Genomic DNA, 23408 nt, shown 5'->3' with positions numbered 1-23408 from the left:
TGAACGTGAGGAGAGGCCGTGACGGAGGTCAGGGGCGGGCCCCGGCACGGGGACGGATTCGAGCGCGGATTCGATCGGGCGGTACTCGGCGACCTGGGCAAGCACCACACCAACCAGGCGCCGCGCATCCCGAAGTACTACAAGCTCAAAGAACTCCTCGTCGAGCTCATCCAGTCGCTGCCGCCGGGCAGCCCGCTGCCTCCTGAGCGGGCGCTGGCGGAGAAGTACGAGACGTCCCGGACCACCGTCCGGCAGGCCCTCGCCGAACTCGTCGTCGAGGGGCGCCTGCAGCGCATCCAGGGCAAGGGCACGTTCGTCGCCAAGCCGAAGGTGTCGCAGGAGCTCCAACTCGTCTCCTACACCGAGGACATGCGGCACCACGGGCTGCGCCCTGAGACCCGCATCCTGGACGCCGGCTACGTCAGCGCCGACGAGCGCCTAGCGTCGCTGCTGTGCATCCGGCCGGGCGGCCGGGTGCTGCGCGTCCACCGGCTCCGGCTCGCCGACGGGGAGCCGATGTCGGTCGACACCTCGCACCTGCCGGCCCGCCGCTTCCCCGGCCTGCGCCGCGAGCTGCCCCGGCACCGGTCCCTGTACGAGACCCTCGCGACCGCCTACGACGTCCACCTGACGGAGGCGGAGGAGACGATCGAGACGGTGCTGGCGACCCCGCACGACGCGCAGCTCCTCGGCGTCGACGTCGGCCTGCCGATGCTGCTGCTGTCCCGGCACGCGTTCGACACGACGGGCCAGCCCGTCGAGTGGGCGCAGTCCATGTACCGGGGCGACCGGTACAAGTTCATCACCCGCCTGCGCCGGGACACCTGATCTTACGAAGGCCGGGCGGGCGTCAGTCCGCTTCGGGGGCGTGCGCCTCGCGGAAGGCGGCGGCGTCGAAGGAGCCGCCGAACGCCGGGGCCAGGCCGCGGTGCGCGGCGACCAGGAACTCGGCCGGGTCCAGCGCGGACGCGCCGGCCGGGAGCGCGCCGGACAGCGGCCGCGCCGCGATGGTCTCCAGGTCCCGGATGTTGCTGCGCATCGCCAGGTCCGGGTCGTCCGGCCAGGCCCCGATGACCACGCCGGCGAGCTGCACGCCGCGGTGCGCCATCGCCTCCAGCGTGAGCGCGGTGTGGTTGAGGGTGCCGAGGTCGGGACGGGTCGCGACGACGACCGCGGCGCCGAGCCAGCGGGCGAGGTCGGCGATGGTGGTGCCCTCCTCGTCGTAGCGGACGAGCAGGCCGCCCGCGCCCTCCACCAGCACGAGCCGGCGGGTCGCGGCGAGCTCCTGGACGTGCTTGGCGACGTCGGGCAGCCGGACGGGCGGGACGCCGGCGCGGCGGGCCGCGGCGGCGGGCGACAGCGGGTCGGGGAAGCGCGCGGACTCGTGCACGTCCTCCACGCCGGCGAGCCGCCGCACCTCGTCGAGGTCGCCGGGCTCACCGCCGCCCATCCCGGTCTGCCCGGGCTTGACCACGGCGACCGACGCGCCGCGCGCGGCCGCGACGGCGGCCAGAGCCGCGGTGACGATCGTCTTGCCGACGCCCGTACAGGTCCCGGTCACTACGAGCACACTCACGCCCGGCACCCTAGCGTGCGGAGCGGGAGCCGGCCGGTCGCAGACTCCACAGTCTTTCCGCCATCGGATTTGTAGCCGGGGGAACCGGGCGGGGCGGCGGCGCGTCGAAGACGCATGGCCGGTTCGCACACTCGCACCAGCTTGATCGCCGCGCTCGCCTGCGCGGGCACGGTGGCGGCCTGCGGCGGGGCCTCCGGGGTGGAGAAGCCGCCGCACGCGCTGCCGTCCACCGGCACCGCCACGCACTCCGCGAAGGACTCGCCGCGCGGCGAGCATCTCGTCCTGCGGATGCGCAGGACCGGCGGCATCGTCGGTCTCGGCGGCGGGCTGCCGGACTTCTCGCTGTACTCGACGGGTCGCGCGCTCGTCGCGGCGCGGGAGAAGGTCACCGAGTACCGGCTGAAACCCGCGGCGCTGGACCGCCTGCTGCATGAGGCGCGCGCCGCCGGGCTCGGCCGCTCGCACACCGTCAGCGCCGGGCAGGTCGCGGACGCGAACGTGCTGGAGTTCACCATGGGCGGCGCGCATACGAAGATCGTCCTTCCGGAGTCCCAGTCGGACCCGGGGGTGCGGTTCCAGGCGCGCCTCGATCCGGCCCGGTGGCCCGCCGCCGACCTCGCGTCCGGCGCGCGGCCGTACGCCCCGGGCAAGGTCGCGGTGCTCGCGTCGGAGGGCGCGGTGGCCGACGGCCCGGTCCGCACCTGGCCGCTGGCGCCGCTGGGCCGGGGCACGACGCTCCCGGGGGCCGTCTGCACGCTCGCCGCCCCGGCGAAGGTCCCGGCGACGGGTCCCGGCACCGCCTGGCGCAGCGGCGGCAAGACCTACACCGTCCGGCTGCGCCCCCTGCTCCCCGACGAGCACACCTGCGCCGACCTCCGTCCCCGGTGAGTTGCGGCGTGCCGCCCTTTTGCGGCGCGCCACTGCTCAGCAGGAGAGCTCGGCGGCCACCTCGCGGGTTTCGGCCCGCAGGTCGGGGGCCAGCTGGTCCAGGCGCGCGTCCAGGTCGTCGGCGAAGCGGAGCCGTTCCACGTCGGGTGCGGGGACGGCCTCCGGCATCCACGCGGAGTGGATGAGGAACGGGACGGTCGTGCCGGGCGGCGGCGCCAGCACGGCGAGCGGGCCGCGCCCGACGTCGGCGGCGTCGAACAGCTCGACGCGGAAGCGGTCGTCGTTGTGGACGGCGACGACGAGGTAGCCGTCGTGCCCGCCCGGGTCGGCGCCCGCGTAGCGGCTGCCGCCGCGCCCGCGCGGGACGAACGAGGGCGACGTCGGGTAGTCGTCGAGCGCGAACGTCCATTCGGCGAGCGGCCTCAGGTCGTCGCGGTCGTGGCTGACCAGGACCGCCGGGGTCTCCTCCGGCGGGAACAGGTCCGCGTCGATGCGGCCGGTGTAGTTGCGCAGCGCCCGCTGGTTGATGGCCTCGGGGTGGAAGCCCAGGTAGACGAGGTGGTGTCGGGTCGGGGCGGTCTGCCCCTCGATGCTCCAGTCGATCGCGGACAGCTCGGCCTGCCACCAGCGCTCCGGGTCGCGGGCGCGGGCGCGCTCGCCGACCGTCCCGGTCTCCGGGTCGAACAGCAGGACGGTGGTGAGCGCGGGCGTCATGCCGTGGCAGTACATGCCGCGCAGCGCCGGGTCGACGGGGCGGCCGAACGCGTCGAGGTCGTCCTCGCGCAGGTACATGCCGATGTCGACGCCGGGCGTGTGCTCCATGACGACCTGGACGCCGTCAGAGTCGTCGTACTTCGCGTAGAAGTGGTTGACCTCGGGGGCGATCCGGAACTCCTTGCAGGCGACGGTGCCGGCGCCGGGGCGCAGGTCGTCCTTGCGGATCAGCAGGACGGGCCCGTCGGGGTTGTTCGCGACGGTGCGCTCCGCGCCGAACACCTCGTCGGTGTCGATCTTGTAGGCGGTGTCGGCGAGCACGAGCCAGTCGCGGGTCTGCGTGATGGTGTGGGTGGCCTGCGGCAGGACGGCGCCCTCCACGTCCCAGCGCTCGACCCGGCTCCCCTCCCCCGCGTACCGGATCACCGCGACCGCGCCGGTCATGACGTCGCGGCTGACCGTCCACAGGCAGCCGCGCTCGGGGTCGATCACCGGGTGCGCGGACGTGGAGATCAGCGGCAGCACCGCCTGGTCGATGGCGGGCCTCCAGTCGTCGCGGTGGCCGACCTCGGCGACGAACCCCAGCGTGACCGGGTCGACCTCGACGGGCCGGCCCGCGTCCCAGGTGGCGAACAGCCGGTCGCCCCAGGGCAGCGGCGCGGTGTTGGCGGCGTTCACGAACCCCCACGGCGAGCTCGTGCCGACGGGCCCGGCGGTGAACAGCTCGGGACGCCGGCGGCGCAGCCGGACGGACGGGGTGTCGATCACCCGGGCGCGCCAGCGGAACCGGCCGTCCGCGTCCGGCCGGAGCGGCAGCCGCGCGATGATCCCGTCGCCGAAGAACGCGTGCACGGGATGGGTGCGCTGGTCGGAGGTGCTGACGACGAAGTGGCCGCGGACGTCGTCCGGCCACGCGCCGGCGACGACCGCGAGCTCCAGGTCGCCGACGTCCTGCGTGCCGAGGATCGAGCGGGGGACCGGCATGGCGCCTCCTGGGGGTTCGGCGGGCCGCCACCCTGACGGGCACCCGCCAATCAACACGGCGCCGGGGCTAGTAGTCAAGTAGCTAACGACTAGCGCGGCGCCCGGGCCGGCCCGCCGGGCGAGCGTCCCGGCGGGATACGGATAGCCTGATATGTCGCGGCCGTCCGGTCGCGATGATCCGGCCCCAACGGCTCCCCCGCCTGGAGAAGCACCCGATGCAGCACGTCACCGTCCGCGACGCCCGCCCCCACGAGTACGACCTGATCGGCGAGCTGACCGTCGAGGTGTACGTGCACGGCGGGCTGGTCTCGCCCGAATCGTCCTACGTGGGCAAGCTCCGCGACGCCGCCGACCGGGCCGCCAAGTCGCAGCTGCTCGTCGCGGAGATCGGCGGGGAGGTCGCGGGCGCCGTCGCCTACTGCCCGCCCGGCAGCCCGTACGCCGAGCTGGCGGGCCCGGACGAGGCCGAGTTCCGGATGCTCGCCGTGCTGGCGAAGGCCCGGCGGAGCGGCGCGGGACGCGCCCTGGTCGGCGAGTGCGCGGCGCGCGCCCGCGCCGCGGGACTGACCGGGCTGCGGCTGTCCACGCAGGCGAACATGGAGGCCGCGCACCGCATGTACGAGCGGCTCGGCTTCGTCCGCACCCCGGACCGGGACTGGTCCCCGATACCGGGACTCCGCCTGCTCACCTACGCCCTGGCCTTCTAGCCACCGGCCCCCCGCGACCCAGCCTGGATCGCCCTTCCGCCGGACCGCCGCCCCGCCGGACCGCCGTCCCGCACCGGAACGCGCGGTTCAGCGGATGCGCATGCGCGCCACCACGCCGGTGTCGTACGTCCCGTCGATGAACTCGCGGTGGTCGAGCAGCTCGGCCAGGAACGGCAGGTTCGTGGCGACGCCCTCGATGCGGAACGCGCCCAGCGCGGCGCGGGCCCGGGCCAGCGCGTGCGCGCGGTCCTCGCCGTGGACGCAGAGCTTGGCCAGCAGCGAGTCGTAGTGGTGCGTGACGGTGTTGCCCTCGTGGTAGCCCGCGTCGATGCGGATGCCGTCGCCGACCGGCTCCTCCCACACCTTGATCTCGCCGGTCGCGGGCCGGAAGTCCCGCGGGTCCTCGGCGTGGACGCGGAACTCGATCGCGTGGCCGCCGGGCGCGGCGGCGGCCGGCGCGCCCCGCTCCCCGGCCGCGATCCGGAACTGCTGCTCGACCAGGTCGACGCCGGTGACCAGCTCGGTCACCGGATGCTCGACCTGGAGCCGGGTCGTCATCTCCAGGAAGGCGAACTCCTGCGCGACCGGGTCGAGCAGGAACTCGACGGTCCCGGCGCCCCGGTACCCGACGGCCTCGCCCGCGCGGACCGCCGCGGCGAGCATCCGCTCCCGCAGCGCCGGGGCGACGCCGGGCGACGGGCTCTCCTCGACGACCTTCTGGAACCGGCGCTGGACGGAGCTCTCCCGCTCCCCCAGCGCCACGACGGTGCCGTCCGCGAGGCCGAGGATCTGCACCTCGACGTGCCGGGCGCCCTCGATGTACCGCTCCAGCAGGACGTCGCCGTGCCCGAACAGCCGCCGGGCGGCGGCGTGGGCCGCCTCGAACGCGGCGCGCAGCGACGCCTCGTCGTACGCGGCGCCGAGCCCGGCGCCGCCCCCGCCGGCGGCGGGCTTCACCATCACCGGATAGCCGATCCGCTCGGCCTCCTCCAGCGCGGTCGCCGCGTCCGGGACGGGCTCCCACGCGCCGGGCGAGACCGGGACGCCCGCCTCCTTCATCAGGTTCCGGGCGTTGATCTTGTCGCCCATCCGGGCGACGACGAGCGGCGGCGGCCCGACCCAGACCAGCTCCCGCTCGGCGACCGCCCGCGCGAACGCGGCGCTCTCGGCGAGGAACCCGTAGCCGGGATGGACGGCCTGCGCGTTCGTGCGGTGCGCGGCCTCCAGGACGGCCGCCGCCTCGAGGTAGCTGCGCGCCGGGTCGGCCGGGCCGATCAGCACCGCCTCGTCCGCCTCGGCGACGTACGGCAGGTCGGCGTCGGCCTCGGAGTACACCGCGATCGCCTTCAGGCCCATGGCCTGCGCGGTGCGCACGACCCGGCCGGCGATCTCGCCCCGGTTCGCCACCAGCACGGACTCGAACACTCGCGGACTCCTCCTCGGAGATCTGCTCCCGCCGGCGGCGCCGGCGGACCTGCCCCGCCGACCCTAGCGTCCGCGCCGCGCCGCGTCCGCCCGTACGTGCGATGAACGGCCGGCCGCGCACCCGCGAGCGGGCGGGGAACCGCCGGTCAGGGGCGGGGACGGCGGTCGACGACGCGGCTGAGCGCCTCCACGACCGTCGGGTCGTACTCGGCCGCCGAGTCCAGCCGGAGCCGCTCCAGCACGGCGGCGCCGCGGTCGCGGTCGACGGAGTCGCCCACCAGGTCGTCGTAGGCGTTCGCGACCTTGATGATGCGCCCGGCCAGCGGCGGCGCCGGGGCGGGCCGCTCGGCCGCCTCGCCGGAGCCCGCGAGCGTCTCCGGGCCCGTCCGGTACGGGTGCGACGACAGCTCGACGATGTGCGCGACCCGGTCCAGCACGCCGGTCTGCTTGATGACCTCGGCGCCGAGCTCGGCGATGCGGCGCTGCTCGGCGGGCGACGCGAGCACGGTCGCGCCGCCGGGGATCGGGTCGCCGAGCGAGAGCTGCCCGATGTCGTGCATCAGCGCCGCGTACTCCAGCTCCAGCAGCTCCTCCTCGGACATGCCGAGCTCCCGGCCCATCGCGACCGACAGCCGCGACACCCGCCGCGAGTGCCCGGTCTCGACGTACCCGCCGACCTCGGTGACCCGCGACAGGGCCCGGACGGTCTGCAGGTACGTCGCGCGGATCCCCGCGTACCGGCGGAACGCGAACTGGGTGACGAGGATCGGCACCGTGAAGATCAGCAGCGCGGCCTCGCCCATCGCCGTGGTGGCGACCGCGATCAGCATCGCGGTGGCGCTGGTCGCCGCGCACAGCGCCATCTTCGCGTCGATCTCGTCGCGCAGCGCGATGCCGAACCGGGCCCGCACCGCCTCCGCCCGGATCATCGCGGCGATCAGCACGTCGGTGAAGCAGGACAGCACGACGACCAGGCCCATCACCGCGAGCAGCAGCTGCCAGGGCAGCCCGAGCGACAGCATCGGCCGGAAGCACAGCGCCACGACCGCGACGGTGAACAGCCGGCGCGCCATCGCGTCCGGGCGCGGCGACCGGCCGACCAGGATGTGCGGCAGCGAGCCGACCAGCATCCCGACGGACGTCACCGCGACGACCTGCAGCGGCGAGTGCTCGGCGGGGACGACGCCGAGCGGCGCGTCCGGCGGGGCGCCCTCGGGGCCGATGCCGACCAGCAGCGCGTAGCCCATCGCGCCGGCGCTGGCGATCGGCGCGACCTCCCGGTTGCCGGGCATCACCATCCGGAACAGCTCGCCGAGCGCGATCAGCACGCCGAAGATGATCGCGACGTTGGGCTGCCGGAGCCCGGCCGCGGCGACCTCGGCGATCGCGACGACGACGAACAGCCCGGCGGTCGCGATCAGCAGCAGCTGGCCGGAGTCGATGGTCTGCCATGCGGCCCGCTCGCGGCGGGCCCGGATCTGGGTGCTGCTCATGGGAGGTCCCGTCACCGCCGTGCTTCGTCTCCGGCGACCCGCAGCGGCGCGCTCGGGTCGTCATGGTCCTGCTGGGTGGTCTCGACGACGTCGTCGTCCGGCAGCACGACGGGCCGCGGCGGCTCCCAGCCGTCCCGGTCCAGCGCACGCAGGAACGCCTCCACCATCACCGGGTCGAAGTGGTCGCCCATGCCGCGGCGCAGCTCCGCGACGGCCTCCGCCACGGTGCGGGCCGCCCGGTAGGAGCGGGTCGAGGTCATCGAGTCGAACGCGTCCGCGACGGAGATGACCCGGGCGAACTCGGGGATCTCGTCGCCGGCCAGGCCCATCGGGTAGCCGCGGCCGTTCACCTTCTCGTGGTGGTGCATGATCCCGGCGAGCGCCTCGTCCAGGAACCCGATCTCGCGGACGATCTCCAGCCCGCGCATCGGGTGCAGCTGGATCGCGGCGAACTCCTCCTCGGTGAGGGAGCCGGACTTCTGCAGCACCTTCGTCGGGACGCCGAGCTTGCCGACGTCGTGCAGCATCCCCGCGTACCGGATCGCCTCGACCCGGTCGGCGCGCATCCCGATCTCCTGCGCGATCATCACCGAGCCGCGGGAGACCCGCTCGGAGTGGGCGCGGGTGTAGTAGTCCTTGGTCTCGACGGCCTGGCAGAGCGCGGCGAGGGTGGCGGCGTGCGCCTGCTGCTGCGCGTACGCCTGGTCCATCGCCCACCGGGCGATGAACAGCGGCAGCAGCACCAGCACGGCGGCGAAGGCGCCGATCCGCGGCCACAGCCCGGCGATCAGCAGCCCGACCATGCCGTAGCCGAGGCAGCCGACGGCGAGCTGGCCGCTCTCGTGCAGCAGCTCGCGCGGCGCGGCCTGCCGGGACAGCAGCAGCACGCCCGCCATCAGCAGCAGGTTCACCAGGACGAAGGTGACGAGGGCGCCGAGGAACGGGCCGATCACGTTCTCCACCCAGCGGGACTGCTCGGGGTGGAAGCGGTCACCGCCCAGCAGGTCGAAGACCGTGCCGGCGCAGAAGCCGCTGAGCGCGAACTGCGCGCCGTTGAAGGCGCGCTTCTCGGGCGCGAAGAACCGCTGCCCGGTGACCAGGGCGCTGAGGCCGAGCAGGGCCGCGCCGGCCGGGCCGAGGAGCACGACCCCCGCCAGGCTGGCGGCGAAGCTCAGCGAGACGCGGGCCCGCTCGACGTTCAGCCGGGCGGGCGCCGAGTCGCAGATGAGGAAGAGCAGGGCCAGCACGGCCAGCTTCGTCCAGTCCACCCCCGTGAAGGACGACGTGGCGATCACCGCGGCCGCGAGCGCGACCACCCCGCACACGTACGCCCAGGCAGCGAGAGGTAGTCCACGCATTGCCGCCCCTTAGGGAGTGACGAACGAGCGGGCCGCCGCCGGGATCGACCGTGCCTGCCGGCACTAGACCCAGGAAACGCCCTCGGGCATCATCAGCGACGATCCCGTGGCGTCCTGGCACCGGCCTCGTCCGGCCGGATTGCCGCACTCGAGCATGGCTTCCGCCTCCCCCCGTCGACCGGGTCCGGCCGGCGCGCGGCGCCGGCCCGCCGGAACCGCTCGGCCCGGTCTCCCAGGTTCGCACATACCCCGAATTCGGGGGCGTGCACCGCGTTCCCGTCGCTGATTTCGACCCCAGCCTAACGCGAACTGCCCAGGTCACACAGGCATGCCGGGAATCGTGAGCAAAGCGTGAAGCAAGTGTCACTTTAAGTGATCAATTCCCGGGGATTAATGTACTCAGCGTACCCGCACAATGCCGCTGCACAATCTCAATGCACGTGCATCTGCAAATGGCATTCTTGAATCAGCCAGAATCGTCCCATCAATGGCACCAAGCCGCATTCCTCTACTCTCCGGCACGGATCCCAGCACGGGGCCACCGGTCGGGCGGTGCCGCCGGCCAACGGCACGGAGCGGCCGTTCAGGCGGTGCGGCGGTCAGGCGGCGCGGTCCGGTCAGGCGGTGCGGGCGCGCGCCCAGGCGGCCGTTTCGGCGAGGCCGTCGGCGAGGCTCACCCGCGGCTCCCAGCCCAGCGCCTCTCGCGTCGGGCCCGGGTCCACCGCCATCGCGGGCAGGTCCCCGAGGCGCGGCGGCGCGAACTCCGGCTCGTCCGGCGCGCCCACCGCGGCGGCGACGAGCGCGTGCAGGTCCCGGTCGGTCGTCTGGAGGCCCGTCCCGACGTTGAAGCGGCCGCCGCCGCCCGCCTCTCCCGTCGCGCGGGCGAACGCGTCCACCACGTCCAGGACGTACACGTAGTCGCGGGTCTGCCGGCCGTCCCCGAACACCTTCGTGGGGCGGCCCGCCAGCAGCGCGTCGGTGAAGATCGAGATCACGCCGGCCTCGCCCTCGGGCGTCTGCCGCGGCCCGTACACGTTCGCCAGCGTCAGCGTCGTGTAGTCGAGGCCGTGCAGCGCCTTGTACATCCCGGCGTACACCTCGCCGGTCACCTTCGAGGCCGCGTACGGCGACGCGGGGCGCAGCGGCGCGTCCGGCGGGACGGGCAGCGCGTCCGGCACCCCGTAGACCGCGCAGCTGGAGGTGAACACGACCTTGCGGCTGCCCGCCGCCCGCGCCGCCTCCAGCACGTTCGCCGTCCCGAGCGCGTTGACCCGCGCGTCGTGCAGCGGGTCGGCCACGCTGGCGCGCACGCTCACCTGCGCCGCCAGATGGCAGACGACCTCGGGGCGGCGCGCCGCCATCCGCTCGGCGAGCGCCGGGTCGGCCACGTCCATCCGCCAGAGCTCGATGGCCGGGTTCCGGTTGGCCCCCGACGACAGGTCGTCCACGCCGACGACCTCGTGGCCGTCGGCGAGGAGCCGGTCGACGAGATGGGACCCGATGAAGCCGGCCGCGCCGGTGACGAGAGCGAGCACCCCAGCACGATACCCAGCCGCGGCGCTCCCGATCATGCGCGCCGCCGGGGCCCGGTCAGGCGGGCCCGGAAGGGGCGGTCAGGCGGACTCGGAGGCGCCGGTGCCGCCGGACGCGACGCCGCCGGACGCCTTGATCTCGCCGCAGATCTCCTCGATCCGGCCGAGCACCTTCGAGCGCAGCTCGGCCGGGGCCTGCTCGCACCCGCAGGACTTGTTCACGATCTTCTTGACGGCCTCTTCCAGGCCGTACTCGCGCAGGCAGGGCCCGCACTCGTCGAGGTGCTCGCGCACCTCGCCGCAGCCGCCCTGGTCGAGTTCGCCGTCAAGGTAGGTGTAGACGCGCGCGAGGACCTCTTCGCAGGACGTCTCGTGGTGGTCGCCACAGCTCATGGCTCACGCACCCCTCTCGCTCACCGCGCCGCGCCCGGCCGCGGTGTCCGGCATGTCGCTCCGCTCTACGCGTCCGGCGCTCCCCCGGCTCATGCCGGCCCCCCGGTGGCGCGCGTCAGCCCGCGGTCCTGAGCGTAGTCCTCCAGCATCCCGCGCAGCTGCCGGCGGCCCCGGTGCAGCCGCGACATCACCGTGCCGATGGGCGTGCCCATGATGTCGGCGATCTCCTTGTAGGCGAAGCCCTCGACGTCGGCGAGGTAGACGGCGATGCGGAACTCCTCGGGCAGCTCCTGCAGCGCCCGCTTCACGTCGGAGTCGGGCAGGTGCTCCAGCGCCTCCGCCTCGGCGGACTTCAGGCCGCTCGAGGTGTGCGACTCGGCGCGCGCGAGCTGCCAGTCCTCGATCTCCTCGGTCGCGGACTGCTGCGGCTGGCGCTGCCTCTTGCGGTAGGAGTTGATGAACGTGTTGGTCAGGATGCGGTACAGCCACGCCTTGAGGTTGGTGCCTTCCTTGAACTGGTGGAAGGACGCGAACGCCTTGGCGAAGGTCTCCTGTACGAGATCCTCGGCGTCCGCCGGGTTGCGCGTCATGCGCAGCGCGGCCGAGTACAGCTGGTCCAAGAACGGGAGCACGTCGCGCTGGAACCGCTCCTGGCGCTGCTCAACGGTCTCCGTGGTGCCCGGTACCTGACCCACCCCCTTGACTGTGGCGCCCTTGGCCTTGGCCGGCCTGGTGGCGTCGTATCCCACAGACGATATCGGGCCGCGCTGCCTCATCACGCCCTCGGGGGCGCGCGCGCCGCCGGGCGGGGACACTACCCCCGCGCCGCGCGGGTAATCGGCAACGGCTGTGGTCATCGGCCTGCACCTCCGCTGTGTGCTCGTCCATCGCCTCGCCCGCGAGCGCGGACAAGGCCGTCCGTCCGGTCGTGCCGCGACACGTGTGCGGACGGTTATGAGACGGTGCAACGCCGGGACGCGCCCGCCGATTCCCCGACCGGGAGCCGCACGCGGAAAAGATTCCGGACGTCCCCGAGCGGACCGGGCCAACCCGCCCGGCCTGCACGGAGGGTGATGACCGGGCCCTGACGGGGAAAGAACTGACGTACACGGCGAGAACAGGAGCAAACCGTTGCTACCGGTGCCGGCGCGACCTCCCGAGCCCACCATCGCCAGCCTGCGCGACTCCCCCACGGAGGGCGACGCCCTGGCGCGCTACTGGAGGTTCTACTGGGCGGTGGCCGACGCGCAGCTGGCGCGCTGGCTGCCGCGCAGGCCGTCGCGCCTCCTGGACATCTCCGGCGATCACGGGCGGTGCGCCGAGCGCGCCGCGGAGGCCGGCCACACGGTCGTCGAGGTCCGCGACCCGCTGCTGGAGCGCCGCACGGCCGGCGCGCTCGCGGCCGGGACGTCCGGCGACGGGGCCTCCGGGCCGGGCCCCGCGACGACCAAGGTCCTCGGCGACTCGGGCTCGCTCGCCTTCCTCGGCGCCGCGTCCATGGACGCCGTCCTCGCCGAGAACCGGGTGCTGTCGCGGCACCTGGCCACCGAGGAGACCATCGCGGAGATCGCGCGGGTGCTGCGGCCCGGCGGGCGCGTGCTGCTGTGCGTGGACTCGCTGACGCTCGGGATGGCGCTGCTGGCCGAGCAGAGCCACTGGGCGCACCTGTCGGACGTGCCGAGCGCGGAGGTCGTCCTGGTGCCGTGGCCGGACGGGACGATCACCCGCTGCTTCGGCGCCGACCAGCTCCGCGAGCTGCTCGCCGAGGTGGGGCTGGAGGTCTCCTGGATCAGGCCGCGCACGGCGCTGTCCCCGTCGACGGTGGAGCACGTGCTGTCCTCGTCGCCGGACGCGCTGCCGCGTCTCGTCCGGACCGAGTTGAACGCCCCGCCCGGGGACGAGTCCCTGGGCTTCCACCTCCTGGCGAGCGCCAGGCGCCTCTAGGACGGCCCCTGAGGCCCGTTCCTACCGTCCGCGGCGGTCGTACCGGGCCTGGCACCGCACGCACCTGGCGGCGTCGGGACGGGCTTCCAGGCGCCCTTCCGGGACCGGGTCCCCGCAGCCCACGCACCGGCCGTAGGAGCCGGCGGCGACGCGGTCGAGGGCGGCCTGGACGGCGGCGCGGTGCCGGCGGAGGGAGTCGAGCGCGGCCTCGACCCGGTCGCGGTCGGAAAGGCCGGAGCCGGCGTCCGCCGCGGAATGGTCGCGCTCCGGGCTCTCCCCCCGCAGAATGGCGATGGAACGATCCAGATCCTCGACCATCGCCTCCAGTCGGGAACGGGCTGCGGCTGCGTCCACGAGGTCCGAACTCCTCCCGGTGGGGGTCTCCGGGCAAAGCCCTCCGGCGAACGGGAGGCCCGGTTCCGGCCGCCGGAACCGGGAGGGGCCGGGGCGGCGGCGGTCAGAACAGCGCGCCGGAATGGTTGTCGGAACTATCCCCATCACTGGACGGTTCTATGAGTTCCGGCCCGTTGTTTTTCACGCTGTTGACCGCTTTCGACACGGGATAGGCGTCCATCGTGCCGGCCATCGCGGGAACGAGCAGACCGCGCACCCCGTCCGGGTCGGTCAGCTCGGGATCGAGCCAGGCGTCCCACTGGTCGGGCCGGACGACCATCGGCATCCGGTCGTGGATCCGGCCGAGGTCGTCGGGCGCGTCGGTGGTGATCACCGTGCACGTCCACAGCCAGTCGGCGTCCTCCTCGTCGCGCGGCTTCCACAGCTCGTAAAGCCCCGCCATCGCCATGACGCCGCCGTCCTTGGGACGGATGAAGAACGGCTGCTTCCGCGGCTTCTTCTTCGCCTTCTTCTCTCCGTCCGCCGGGTCGTCGGCGTCCTGGAGCGTGTACCACTCGAAGTAGCCGTCGGCGGGCAGCAGACAGCGCCGCCGGGCGAACGCGCGGCGGTAGGACGGCTTCTCGTGGACGGTCTCGACCCGCGCGTTGATCATGCGGGAGCCGATCGACAGGTCCTTCGCCCAGGACGGGACGAGGCCCCAGCGCAGCGTCCGGAGCTGCCGCACCGCCTCCTCGTCCTCCGGGGCGTCCTTCGGCCGCCGGCTGAGGACCGCCGGGACCTGCTTCGTCGGGGCGACGTTGTAGTCGGGCTGGATCTCCCCGCCGGCCGCGTCGACCTGCACCTGGAACTCGTCCAGGAGCTCCTGACGCGCGCGGGTGGTGGCATATCGACCGCACATGGTCCCCATCCTGCCGCGCTTGAGGCGCATCGTGGCGGGCATGTAGCGGGTCATGCGACCCATCGAGACCCTGGCCCGCCCCCTGGTGGCGGCCCCGTTCATCATGACCGGTCTGGAGGCGGTCCGCGATCCGCGCCCGCGCGCCGAGCAGGTCGGGCCTTCGGTGAAACCGATCGCCGACCGGATCGACTGGATGCCGAAGGACCCCGAGACCCTCGTCCGGATCGAGGGCGCGATCAGCGTCGGGACCGGTGCGCTGCTGGTCATGGGCAAGTTCCGGCGGCTGACGACGCTGCTGCTCGCCGCCCAGATGGTGCCCGCGCTGGCGACCGAGCACCGCTACTGGACCGAGGACGACCCGGACCGCCGCGCCGAAGAGCGCTCCCACCTGCTGAAGAACGCCGCGCTGTTCGGCGCGCTGCTGATCTCGGCGACCGAGCCCCGGCGCCCCCCGCGCCTCGCCGAGTTGCGCCGCGCCGCGCGCGAGTCCCAGATCAGGGCGGGCGCCGAGGCCAAGGCCATGCGCCGCGAGGCCGCGGTGACGCTGCGGGAGGCCCGCCGCGAGGCGGCCCGGCAGGTCCGGGTGGCCCGCGCCGAGGGCGGCCGGAAGGCCGCGAGGCGGGCCGCGAAGGCGGCGAAGACCGGCGGCGGCGGTGGCGCGCTGCTCGGCGCGAAGCTGGGCAAGGCGTCCGCCAAGGCCGGGAAGGCGTCGGGCAGGGCGTCCGGGATGATGGCGCAGACCGGCAAGTCCATCAAGGCCGGCGCGGCGACGCAGGCCGCGAAGGCGGCGAAGGCGGGCCGGGGCGGCGGTGCCGCGTTCGGGATGAAGCTCGGCCGGGCGTCCGGGAGGGCCTCCGGCCGTGGCGGCGCGCTGCTCGGCGGGCTGAAGCTCGGCAAGGCGTCCAAGAAGGGCGGCAGGCTCGGGCTGCTGGGCGGCAAGGCCGTCGGCCGGGCCGGGAAGGCGCAGGGCATCGCGTCCCAGGCCGGCAAGACGGTGAAGGCGCAGACCGCCGCGCAGGCCGCGCGCGCCGCGAAGGCCGGCAAGTCGGTCAAGGCGGGCACCGCGACGCAGGCGGCGAAGGCCGCGAAGGCGGGCCGGACCGTCGGGACCGGCACGGCGGTGCAGGCCGGCAAGGTGCTGCAGGCCGTCAAGCACTGAGCCCGCGCCCCCCGGACGCCCCACCCCGGCGATGCCGGACCCGGGCCCGCGCGGGAGCCGGACTGGCGCCGGTTTCCCGAAGCGAGCCTTAACGCGGCCTCAAATCCGTTGAACCGCGCACCGGGTCGCCCGCGTACTGCCTGGTGACCGCCCGCTACCTGGGTCCTTCGACCGACACGGAGACGCCCGGCCATGGCAGCACCCGGATCGACCCGCCGGACCGGCGGCCTGCGGAGCCTGCTCCGCAGGCCGGGTCCGGGCGGCGGACCGCCCCCCGCGCCGGCCGGCGAGCAGCTGGTGGCGGAGCTGTACCGGGAGTACCAGCGGCCGCTGATGTCGTTCGTGCTGCGGCTGACCGGCGGCGACCGGCAGTGGGCGGAGGACGTCGCGCAGGAGACGATGATCCGGGCGTGGCGCAGCGCGGACCGGCTCGACGTCCGCTCGACCTCGCTGATGCCCTGGCTGGCCACCGTGGCGCGGCGTATCGTGATCGACGACCGTCGGCACCGCGACGTCCGGCCGCCCGAGGTCGGCGACGCCCCCCTGGAGAACCTCCCGATGGCGGACGAGATGGACGCCCTGCTGCGCAAGGTCGTGGTGACCGAGGCGCTGGCCTCGCTGTCGCCCGCGCACCGGCAGGCGCTGACCGAGACGGTCCTGCGCGACCGGACGGTGAACCAGGCGGCGGAGCACCTCGGGATCCCCGTGGGGACGGTGAAGTCCCGGGTGTACTACGCGCTTCGCGCACTGCGCGTCGCCCTGGAGGAGAGGGGGGTGCGGGACAGGTGACCGAAATGCAGACGAACGCGCGCGTCTGCGCGTATGCGTCATCCGAGCCTCGCCGTCGCCAAGGCACCTTCGCCAGGGTTTTGTCGGCGGCCCCGATTACGGTACGGGTTGTGATGGTGACGCAGGCGTACCGGTTCGCGCTGGACCCCACTTCCCGGCAGGAGCGGGGGTTGTGGTCGCATGCGGGGGCAGCGCGGTTCGCGTGGAACTGGGGTCTGGCCGCCTGCCGGGACCGCTACGACGCTGAGGGCAAGTGGTGGTCGGGCGCCGAGTTGCACCGGTTGTGGAACCGGGAGAAGAAGTCCGATCCGGGCCTCGGGTGGTGGAGCGAGAACTCCAAGTGCGTGTACCAGGAGGCGTTCCGCGACCTTGACCGGGCGTTGCGGGAGTTCGTCCGGTCCCGCAAGGGCGTTCGCAAGGGCCGCCGTCTGGGGTTTCCCCGGTTCAAGAAGCGCGGACGGTGCCGTGATTCGTTCCGATTCGGCGCCGGTGCGATGCGCTGCGGCGGCCGGACGGTGACGCTTCCGCGCCTGGGCACGATCCACACGCACGAGTCCACCCGCAAGCTGGCCCGCCGTTTGGAGAACGGGACGGCGCGGATCCTGTCGGCCACGGTGTCGCGGACCGCGCACCGCTGGTACGTCTCCTTCACCGTCCAACTCGACCGCATCGTCGCCGAGCGGCACGTCCGGCCGGGCAGTGCGGTGGGCGTCGATCTCGGAGTGAAGACGCTGCTGACCGCTGTGGACGACCATGGCCGCGTGACCCGGATCGCCGGGCCGAAGGCGCTGCGGACCGGGTTGCGCAAACTGCGGCGGCTCGGCAAGGCCCACTCGCGTAAACAGCGCGGCTCGACCAACCGTGCCAAGGCCGCCAAGCGGCTCGCCCGCCACCACGCCCGCGTCGCCGACATCCGCGCGGATGCCCTGCACAAGGCCACCACGCATCTGGCCGCCCGGTACGAAACCGTGGTGGTCGAGGACCTCAACGTCCCCGGGATGATCGCCAACCGGCGGCTCGCCCGCGCCGTGGCCGACCAGGGTTTCGGAGCCGCGCGGCGGATGCTGGAGTACAAGACCGGCTGGAACGGCGGCGGTCTGGTCGTGGCCGATCGGTGGTTCCCCTCGTCCAAGACCTGCTCGGGCTGCGGCGGGCGAAAGCCAAGCCTGTCGCTGTCCGAGCGGACCTTCCGGTGCGACGCCTGCGGCCTGACCTTGGACCGCGATGTCAACGCCGCGATCAACCTGCGTGACCTCGCCGCCAGTGGGGCGGAGAAGCGAAACGCCTGTGGAGGCGCTGTAAGACCCGGCCTTGCCGGGCAACCGCCCGCGAAGCAGGAACCCGGCGGCCGCGAACGCGGGCATGACCGGGGCCGCCGCCGTGCAAGCGGCGGCTACCCGAACAGCGGATGCCCGCATCCGCTCACGTTCCAGGTAACGGTGACCTCATGAGTTCGCAGGTCGAGCACACCGATGTCGGCGCCTACGCGCTCGGGCTCCTCGAAGCCGACGATCGGCGGGCCTTCGAGGCGCATCTGGCGGGGTGCGGCGTCTGCCGCGCCGAGCTGCGCGAGATGGGCGGGCTGGCGGAGGCGCTCTCCGGGATCGATCCGGCGGAGGCCGAGCCCCCCGGGGAACCCGCGAGGCCGCCCGCGCCGGTGATCGACATGGTCCGGCGCAAGCAGGCGCGGGACCGGCGGACGCGGCGCGTCGCGTACGGGGCGGGCGCGGCGGCGGCAGCGGCGCTGGTGGCGATCGGGGTGGGCGTCGGGACGACGCTGGGCGACGACGAGGGCAAGCCCCGGCCGCAGCCGCAGCCCCAGGCGATCGTCGGCGAGCGGCACCAGGCGACGGACGCGCGGACCGGCGCGTCCGGCACCGTCGGCCTGGTGGACAAGAAGTGGGGCACGCAGGTGACGTTCGAGCTGACCCACGTCAAGGGCCCGCTGAGGTGCCATCTGGAGGCGGTGTCGACGTCGGGGGCGCGGTCGGTCGTCGGCGGCTGGCGCGTTCCCGAGCCCGGGTACGGCGTCGCCGGGTCGCCGAAGCCGCTCGCGATGCAGGGTGCGACCGCGCTGTCGCGCAGCGAGATCAGCCGCTTCCAGGTCGTGGTGGACGGCGGGGGGACGCTGCTCACCATCCCGCTCTGACCCGCGAGGCGTCCCGGTCCGGCCCGCGAAAACGTTCGCGCCGCCCCCGCGGCCGCCCGATAACCTTGGGGCATGCCCTCTCCGCACTGGAACGCCCCGGTCGCCGACGGCCCGGTCGACGCCACGGTCCGGCTGCCCGGCTCCAAGTCGATGACGAACCGGGCGCTGATCCTCGCGGCGCTCGCCGAGGACCCGGTGTGCATCACCCGGCCGCTGCACAGCCGCGACACCGAGCTCATGGCGGACGCGCTGCGCGCGCTCGGCGCGAGCATCGGGGAGGACTCGAAGGCGGACGCCGTCGGGTCGTCGCCCCACGCTGATGCCGACTGGCAGACCGTGCCGCAGGAGCTGCGCGGCCCGGCGCGGGTGGACACCGGGCTCGCCGGGACGGTGATGCGGTTCGTCCCGCCCGTCGCGGCGCTCGCCGCGGGCGAGGTCTCCATCGACGGCGACCCCTACGCCCGCAAGCGGCCGATGGGCCCGATCATCGCCGCGCTGCGCGCGCTCGGCGTCGCCATCGACGACGGCGGGCGCGGCGCGCTGCCCTTCACCGTGCACGGGACCGGCGCGGTCGACGGCGGGCCGGTCACGATCGACGCGTCCGGGTCGTCGCAGCTGGTGTCCGGGCTGCTGCTGGCAGCGCCGCGGTTCGGCAAGGGCGTGGAGGTCCGGCACGAGGGGCCGCCGGTGCCGTCCGCGCCGCACCTGGCGATGACCGTCCGGATGCTCCGCGACCGCGGTGTGGCGGTCGAGACGGACACCGACGTCTGGCGGGTCGCGCCGGGTCCCGTCCGCGGCGGCGAGTGGGTGATCGAGCCCGACCTGTCCAACGCCGCCCAGTTCCTGGCCGCCGCGCTCGTCACCGGCGGGCGCGTCACCGTGCCGGACTGGCCGTCGGACACCACCCAGCCCGGCGACGCGCTCCGCGACCTCCTCGCCCGGATGGGCGCGGACGTGGCGCCCGGCCCGGACGGGCTGACCGTCCGGGGGGGCAGCGGGTTCGGCGGGCTGGAGGCCGACCTGCACGACGTCGGCGAGCTGACCCCGGTGCTGGCGGCGCTCGCGGCGCTGGCCGACGGCCAGTCCCGGCTGACCGGGATCGCGCACCTGCGCGGCCACGAGACCGACCGGCTGGCGGCGCTCGTCACGGAGATCAACGGGCTGGGCGGGGACGTCCGGGAGCTGCCGGACGGCCTGGAGATCCGGCCGCGCCCGCTGCACGGCGGCGTCTTCCGCACCTACGACGACCACCGGATGGTGATGGCGGCGGCGGTGCTGGGGCTGGCCGTCCCGGGCGTGGAGGTGGAGAATCCCGCCACGGTGGGCAAGACACTTCCAGGCTTCACGGAGCTGTGGGCGTCGATGCTGGCGTCCGCCTGAGAGCGGCGCCGGCCGGAGAACGGAGACCGACCACTGGCACGACGAGTACAGGACTACGACGAGGACGACGTCCGGGTGCGGCCCGGGCGCCGCGGGTCGCGGCCGCGCACCCGCCGCCGCCCGGCGCACGAGGACGCCTCCGCCGGGTTCGTGACGGCGGTGGACCGCGGCCGGTACCGCTGCCTGGTGGACGCCGGGACCCGCGACGAGCGGCCCGTCACCGCGATGCGCGCCCGCGAGCTCGGCCGCAAGGGCGTGGTGGTCGGCGACCGGGTCGCGCTGGTCGGGGACGTGTCCGGCGCGACGGACACCCTCGCCCGGATCGTCCGGGTGGAGCCGCGGGCGTCGTCGCTGCGCCGCACCGCCGACGACACCGACCCGTTCGAGCGGATCATCGTCGCGAACGCCGACCAGCTGGTGATCGTGACGGCGCTGGCCGACCCGGAGCCGCGGCCCCGGATGATCGACCGGCAGCTCGTCGCCGGCTACGACGCCGGAATGGACCCGCTGCTCTGCCTCACCAAGGCCGACCTCGCCGACCCGGACGGCCTCGTCGCCGAGTACGCGCCGCTCGGCGTCCCGTACGTGGTGACGCGGCGCGGCGGCGACCTCGACGAGCTGCGCGGGCACCTGTCCGGCCGGATGAGCGTGCTCGTCGGGCACTCGGGCGTGGGCAAGTCGACGCTGGTCAACGCGCTGGTCCCGGACGCGGAGCGGGCCGTCAGCCGGGTGAACGCGGTGACCGGGCGGGGCCGGCACACGTCCTCGTCGGCGATCGCGCTGGAGCTGCCCGGCGGCGACGGCTGGATCATCGACACCCCGGGGGTGCGCAGCTTCGGGCTGGCGCACGTCGAGCCGGAGAACGTGATCAACGCCTTCGAGGACCTGGCGGAGGGCGCGGCGGAGCGCTGCCCGCCGCTCTGCGACCACCTCCAGGAGTCCTGCGGCCTGGACGGATGGGTCGCGGACGGGCACGCCAGCCGGGCCCGGCTGGACTCGCTGCGCCGGCTGCTCGCCAGCCGGGAGGGCGAGCCGGAGTAGCCGCATGCCCCGGAAACGGGGCGAGAACGGCGCTTCACTCCGTGTGGTACGTCGGTATCGTCGCCTGCATGCCGCGCACGATCGACGAGGGCCGCTACGAGCTCCTGGAGGAGCTCGGCCGCGGCGGTATGGGCGTGGTCTGGCTCGCCCGCGACACGGTGCTGCACCGCGAGGTGGCGATCAAGGAGGTGTCCCCGCCGCGCGGCCTGGACGGGACGCAGACCGAGCACGTGTACGCGCGGACGATGCGGGAGGCGCGGTCGGCGGCGCAGCTCGACCATCCCGGCATCGTCACGGTGCACGACGTCGTCCGGGAGGACGGCCGCCCCTGGATCGTGATGCGGCTGGTGCGGGCGCCCGCTCTGGACGCGGTGATCAGGCGGGAGGGCCCGCTCGCCCCGGACCGGGTGGCGCGGATCGGGCTGGACCTGCTGGGCGCGCTCCGGGCGGCGCACGCCGAGGGCGTGGTGCACCGCGACGTCAAGCCGGGGAACGTGCTGCTCACCGACGAGCGGGCCGTGCTCACCGACTTCGGCGTCGCCACCATCGCGGGCGACGAGACGCTCACGCAGACCGGCGCGATCGTCGGCTCCCCCGCCTACCTGTCGCCCGAGCAGGCGCGCCGCGAGGACGCCACCGCGGCGTCCGACCTGTGGTCGCTGGGCGCCACGCTGTACGCGGCGGTCGAGGGCCGCCGCCCGTTCGAGCGTCCTGACATCTACGCCCTGATGGGGGCGCTGCTGCGGGAGGACCCGGACCCGGTGCGCCGGGCCGGGCCTCTGGAACCGGTCCTGCGCGGGCTGCTGCGCCGCGACCCGCAGGAACGGCTCGGCTACGACGAGGCCGAACGGCTTCTGCGCGCGATCGCGGCGCAGCCCACGCCCGGCCCGGCCGCTCCAGGCCCGATTCCGCCAGGCCCGCTGCCGAACCCGGAGCCGCGAGGCCTCAACGCCACCCTTGGCCAGGGCGGCGAAGGGACGCAGCCGCCCGGCCCGGCGCCCGGACCCGAGCCGCCGCCGCTTCCCGAATCGCCGCCGCCCCGGCCCGCGCGGCGGCGGTGGGAGCTGATCGTCCCGGCGGGGATCTTCGCGGTCGCGCTGGTCGCGGCGGCCGTGGTGTTCGCGGTCTTCGTCGACGGCGGCGGGAACGGCGGCCCGCGCGGCACGCCGAGCGCCCATCCGTCGCCGAGCGCGGGCTCCGGCGTCCCGCCGGGCTACCACCGGTACGAGGGGTCGGCGTTCGTGGCGGCCGTGCCCGACGGCTGGACGGCCGACGGCTCCGGCGACGACGTCACCTTCACCGCGCCCGGGAAGGGCGCGACGCGCGGCCTGGCCGTGACGCGGGCCAAGCCCGGCCCCTTCGACACCAGCGATCCCGGGGACGCGCTCGCGGCGGCGACGAAGGACTTCGACTACACCGACTACAAGCAGGTGTACTTCAATCGGAAGGTGCCGTACCTGGGCCGGGACGCGGCGGAGATCGAGTTCACGTTCACCAAGAACGGCACGGCCGGACGGGCGCGGGTGCGGGTCTTCCCGTTCGACGGCGCGCTCTACCAGGTGATCCTGGCCGCCGACCAGGCGCACTGGGACGCGACCGTCCCCGTGTACGAGACGTTCCTCGCGAGCTTCCGCTCCTCTGGCTGAACCGGCGCCCGCACGGACGCCCTGACCGGCCGGGCGGCGCGGCCGTTCAGCCGGAAGTTCACGTGGCCGGACGCTCCTGAGCGAGGTCGCCGAACAGGGCGCGGGCCCGCGCCTCCGCCTCGTTCAGGGCCCGGACGTGCTCGGGCGCCAGCTCCTCCACGCACCGGGTCATCTCCTCGGTGACGTGGCTGAACGCGTTCTCCTCGGCGGCGCGCAGCGCGGCCCGCACGGTCGCGGACCGGGCGCCGAGCGCGGCCCACTCCAGCTCCAGCCGCGCGACGGCCTCGTCGAACGCGCGGGCCGTCCCGGCGCCGGCGTCCTTCAGCTCCTCGGGGATCGGGCCGCGCCCGGCCTTGCGGGCCTGCGCGGACAGGCCGGAGACGCGTTTGGCGAGCGCCAGGCCCTCGCGGGCCAGCGGCAGCACCTCGGTGATCAGGTCGGTGACGGCCCTCGCCAGCTCCTCGACCCGGGTGAGCAGGGTCTGCGTCGCCTCCTCCAGCGCGCCGGACGTCCGCGCGGCGACCCGTTCGGCCACGTCCTGCCTGCTGCGGGACAGCACGGGGACGACGTCGCGGTCGAGGCGGCGGCGCAGCTCCTCCTCGCGGGCGTCCCGCCCGCCGGTCCCGTCGCTCCCGGCGCGCTCCGCCCAGTCCGCCCAGAGCCGTTCGAGGCGCTCGTCGCCGGACGCGGCGATCTCCGCCGTGATCTCCTCCAGCGCCTCGCCGGCGCGTGCCTTCAGCCGCTCGACCCGCCCGTACAGGGCCTCCCGTTTGAACGGGTCGTTCAGCTCGTTCAGCTGCGCCTGCAGCCGGCGGGAGACGTCGATGGCGTGCTCGGCCAGGGGGACGAGGCGGTCGGCGAGCTCGTCGAGCGTCCGCGCGCGGCGCGGATCGGTCAGCTCGGCGACCCACCCGGGTAGATCGTGGGCCATGCGCCCATGCTGCCAGGTGCCCGCGCGCGGCACCGCCCGCCGCGCCT

Annotated in this window: 22 protein-coding genes; 11 read left to right on the top strand and 11 right to left on the bottom strand. The window is 74.4% G+C overall.

Annotated features, from left to right (window positions below; genetic code table 11):
- Window positions 1-18 precede the first annotated feature (18 nt).
- Window positions 19-828: a GntR family transcriptional regulator gene (locus tag ABT299_RS28660; protein ID WP_347256527.1), complete on the top strand. Its 810-nt coding sequence runs from the start codon at window positions 19-21 to the stop codon at window positions 826-828.
- 22 nt (window positions 829-850) lie between these two features.
- Here ABT299_RS28660 and bioD read toward each other — a convergent pair whose 3' ends face one another.
- On the bottom strand, window positions 851-1576 hold the full coding sequence (gene bioD, locus ABT299_RS28655; protein ID WP_500252596.1) for a dethiobiotin synthase: 726 nt from the start codon (window positions 1574-1576) through the stop codon (window positions 851-853).
- A gap of 141 nt (window positions 1577-1717) precedes the next feature.
- Between bioD and ABT299_RS28650 the strand changes: the two genes are divergently transcribed.
- Window positions 1718-2464, top strand: a complete 747-nt coding sequence (locus ABT299_RS28650; RefSeq protein WP_190852600.1) for a hypothetical protein — start codon at window positions 1718-1720, stop codon at window positions 2462-2464.
- Between the two features lie 36 nt (window positions 2465-2500).
- Here the strand turns inward: ABT299_RS28650 and ABT299_RS28645 are convergent, their stop codons facing one another.
- On the bottom strand, window positions 2501-4162 hold the full coding sequence (locus ABT299_RS28645; protein ID WP_500252595.1) for a carotenoid oxygenase family protein: 1662 nt from the start codon (window positions 4160-4162) through the stop codon (window positions 2501-2503).
- A gap of 215 nt (window positions 4163-4377) precedes the next feature.
- Between ABT299_RS28645 and ABT299_RS28640 the strand changes: the two genes are divergently transcribed.
- Window positions 4378-4869: a GNAT family N-acetyltransferase gene (locus ABT299_RS28640; RefSeq protein ID WP_190852604.1), complete on the top strand. Its 492-nt coding sequence runs from the start codon at window positions 4378-4380 to the stop codon at window positions 4867-4869.
- A gap of 87 nt (window positions 4870-4956) precedes the next feature.
- On the opposite strand, the gene ABT299_RS28635 is transcribed toward ABT299_RS28640, so the two are convergent.
- The 6 genes from ABT299_RS28635 to ABT299_RS28610 form a co-directional block, all read right to left on the bottom strand.
- Window positions 4957-6294 carry an acetyl-CoA carboxylase biotin carboxylase subunit gene (locus ABT299_RS28635; RefSeq protein ID WP_387026873.1) on the bottom strand — a complete coding sequence of 446 codons (1338 nt, stop codon included), beginning with the start codon at window positions 6292-6294 and terminating at the stop codon, window positions 4957-4959.
- A 146-nt stretch (window positions 6295-6440) separates the two neighbouring features.
- Window positions 6441-7787, bottom strand: a complete 1347-nt coding sequence (locus ABT299_RS28630; protein WP_500252594.1) for an HD-GYP domain-containing protein — start codon at window positions 7785-7787, stop codon at window positions 6441-6443.
- Between the two features lie 11 nt (window positions 7788-7798).
- Entirely contained in the window at window positions 7799-9145 is a 1347-nt protein-coding gene (locus ABT299_RS28625) for an HD-GYP domain-containing protein (protein ID WP_500252593.1), read from the bottom strand.
- A gap of 617 nt (window positions 9146-9762) precedes the next feature.
- A complete protein-coding gene (locus ABT299_RS28620; RefSeq protein ID WP_433140338.1) occupies window positions 9763-10680 on the bottom strand; it encodes an NAD-dependent epimerase/dehydratase family protein in 918 nt (305 codons plus the stop codon).
- Window positions 10681-10758: 78 nt separating this feature from the next.
- On the bottom strand, window positions 10759-11070 hold the full coding sequence (gene rsrA / locus ABT299_RS28615; RefSeq protein ID WP_151541342.1) for a mycothiol system anti-sigma-R factor: 312 nt from the start codon (window positions 11068-11070) through the stop codon (window positions 10759-10761).
- Window positions 11071-11159: 89 nt separating this feature from the next.
- Window positions 11160-11765, bottom strand: coding sequence for a sigma-70 family RNA polymerase sigma factor (locus ABT299_RS28610; RefSeq protein ID WP_151541343.1), 606 nt, complete (start codon window positions 11763-11765; stop codon window positions 11160-11162).
- Between the two features lie 445 nt (window positions 11766-12210).
- Here ABT299_RS28610 and ABT299_RS28605 point away from each other — a divergent pair, with 445 nt between their 5' ends.
- Entirely contained in the window at window positions 12211-13014 is an 804-nt protein-coding gene (locus ABT299_RS28605) for a methyltransferase domain-containing protein (RefSeq protein ID WP_190852615.1), read from the top strand.
- A gap of 21 nt (window positions 13015-13035) precedes the next feature.
- On the opposite strand, the gene ABT299_RS28600 is transcribed toward ABT299_RS28605, so the two are convergent.
- The gene (locus ABT299_RS28600) at window positions 13036-13368 is read right to left on the bottom strand and encodes a TraR/DksA C4-type zinc finger protein (protein WP_190852617.1); all 333 of its coding nucleotides are present in this window, start codon (window positions 13366-13368) and stop codon (window positions 13036-13038) included.
- A gap of 103 nt (window positions 13369-13471) precedes the next feature.
- Complete coding sequence (locus ABT299_RS28595; RefSeq protein WP_387026871.1) at window positions 13472-14266, bottom strand: SOS response-associated peptidase; 795 nt, start codon at window positions 14264-14266, stop codon at window positions 13472-13474.
- Window positions 14267-14318: 52 nt separating this feature from the next.
- On the opposite strand from ABT299_RS28595, the gene ABT299_RS28590 reads away from it, so the two are divergent.
- The 7 genes from ABT299_RS28590 to ABT299_RS28560 all read left to right on the top strand — a co-directional run bounded on the left by ABT299_RS28590 (window position 14319) and on the right by ABT299_RS28560 (window position 22430).
- Complete coding sequence (locus tag ABT299_RS28590; protein WP_500252592.1) at window positions 14319-15425, top strand: DoxX family protein; 1107 nt, start codon at window positions 14319-14321, stop codon at window positions 15423-15425.
- A 192-nt stretch (window positions 15426-15617) separates the two neighbouring features.
- On the top strand, window positions 15618-16214 hold the full coding sequence (locus ABT299_RS28585; RefSeq protein ID WP_190852621.1) for a sigma-70 family RNA polymerase sigma factor: 597 nt from the start codon (window positions 15618-15620) through the stop codon (window positions 16212-16214).
- Window positions 16215-16219: 5 nt separating this feature from the next.
- On the top strand, window positions 16220-17665 hold the full coding sequence (gene tnpB, locus ABT299_RS28580; protein ID WP_500252614.1) for an IS607 family element RNA-guided endonuclease TnpB: 1446 nt from the start codon (window positions 16220-16222) through the stop codon (window positions 17663-17665).
- The gene (locus ABT299_RS28575; RefSeq protein WP_190852623.1) at window positions 17662-18363 is read left to right on the top strand and encodes an anti-sigma factor family protein; all 702 of its coding nucleotides are present in this window, start codon (window positions 17662-17664) and stop codon (window positions 18361-18363) included. Before tnpB ends, ABT299_RS28575 begins: the two co-directional genes overlap by 4 nt.
- 72 nt (window positions 18364-18435) lie before the next feature.
- Window positions 18436-19743, top strand: coding sequence for a 3-phosphoshikimate 1-carboxyvinyltransferase (gene aroA / locus ABT299_RS28570; protein ID WP_500252591.1), 1308 nt, complete (start codon window positions 18436-18438; stop codon window positions 19741-19743).
- Window positions 19744-19818: 75 nt separating this feature from the next.
- A complete protein-coding gene (rsgA, locus tag ABT299_RS28565) occupies window positions 19819-20784 on the top strand; it encodes a ribosome small subunit-dependent GTPase A (protein WP_387026868.1) in 966 nt (321 codons plus the stop codon).
- 68 nt (window positions 20785-20852) lie between these two features.
- A complete protein-coding gene (locus ABT299_RS28560) occupies window positions 20853-22430 on the top strand; it encodes a serine/threonine-protein kinase (protein ID WP_500252590.1) in 1578 nt (525 codons plus the stop codon).
- Between the two features lie 58 nt (window positions 22431-22488).
- Here ABT299_RS28560 and ABT299_RS28555 read toward each other — a convergent pair whose 3' ends face one another.
- Window positions 22489-23361 (bottom strand): hypothetical protein, encoded by an 873-nt coding sequence (locus tag ABT299_RS28555; RefSeq protein ID WP_500252589.1) that lies wholly within the window; start codon window positions 23359-23361, stop codon window positions 22489-22491.
- Window positions 23362-23408: the final 47 nt, after the last annotated feature.

Source organism: Spirillospora sp. NPDC000708 (assembly GCF_040299565.1).
Lineage (GTDB): Bacteria > Actinomycetota > Actinomycetes > Streptosporangiales > Streptosporangiaceae > Spirillospora.
The sequence above is the reverse complement of the archived record's forward strand: the minus strand, read 5'-3'. Positions and strand labels throughout refer to the sequence as shown.

Coding starts and splice junctions, on each gene's coding strand:
- ABT299_RS28645 (WP_500252595.1), bottom strand. CDS start 4,162: ATGCCGGTCCCCCGCTCGATCCTCGGCACGCAGGACGTCGGCGACCTG.
- ABT299_RS28640 (WP_190852604.1), top strand. CDS start 4,378: ATGCAGCACGTCACCGTCCGCGACGCCCGCCCCCACGAGTACGACCTG.
- ABT299_RS28630 (WP_500252594.1), bottom strand. CDS start 7,787: ATGAGCAGCACCCAGATCCGGGCCCGCCGCGAGCGGGCCGCATGGCAG.
- ABT299_RS28625 (WP_500252593.1), bottom strand. CDS start 9,145: ATGCGTGGACTACCTCTCGCTGCCTGGGCGTACGTGTGCGGGGTGGTC.
- rsrA (WP_151541342.1), bottom strand. CDS start 11,070: ATGAGCTGTGGCGACCACCACGAGACGTCCTGCGAAGAGGTCCTCGCG.
- ABT299_RS28595 (WP_387026871.1), bottom strand. CDS start 14,266: ATGTGCGGTCGATATGCCACCACCCGCGCGCGTCAGGAGCTCCTGGAC.
- ABT299_RS28590 (WP_500252592.1), top strand. CDS start 14,319: ATGCGACCCATCGAGACCCTGGCCCGCCCCCTGGTGGCGGCCCCGTTC.
- ABT299_RS28585 (WP_190852621.1), top strand. CDS start 15,618: ATGGCAGCACCCGGATCGACCCGCCGGACCGGCGGCCTGCGGAGCCTG.
- tnpB (WP_500252614.1), top strand. CDS start 16,220: ATGCAGACGAACGCGCGCGTCTGCGCGTATGCGTCATCCGAGCCTCGC.
- ABT299_RS28575 (WP_190852623.1), top strand. CDS start 17,662: ATGAGTTCGCAGGTCGAGCACACCGATGTCGGCGCCTACGCGCTCGGG.
- aroA (WP_500252591.1), top strand. CDS start 18,436: ATGCCCTCTCCGCACTGGAACGCCCCGGTCGCCGACGGCCCGGTCGAC.
- ABT299_RS28560 (WP_500252590.1), top strand. CDS start 20,853: ATGCCGCGCACGATCGACGAGGGCCGCTACGAGCTCCTGGAGGAGCTC.
- ABT299_RS28555 (WP_500252589.1), bottom strand. CDS start 23,361: ATGGCCCACGATCTACCCGGGTGGGTCGCCGAGCTGACCGATCCGCGC.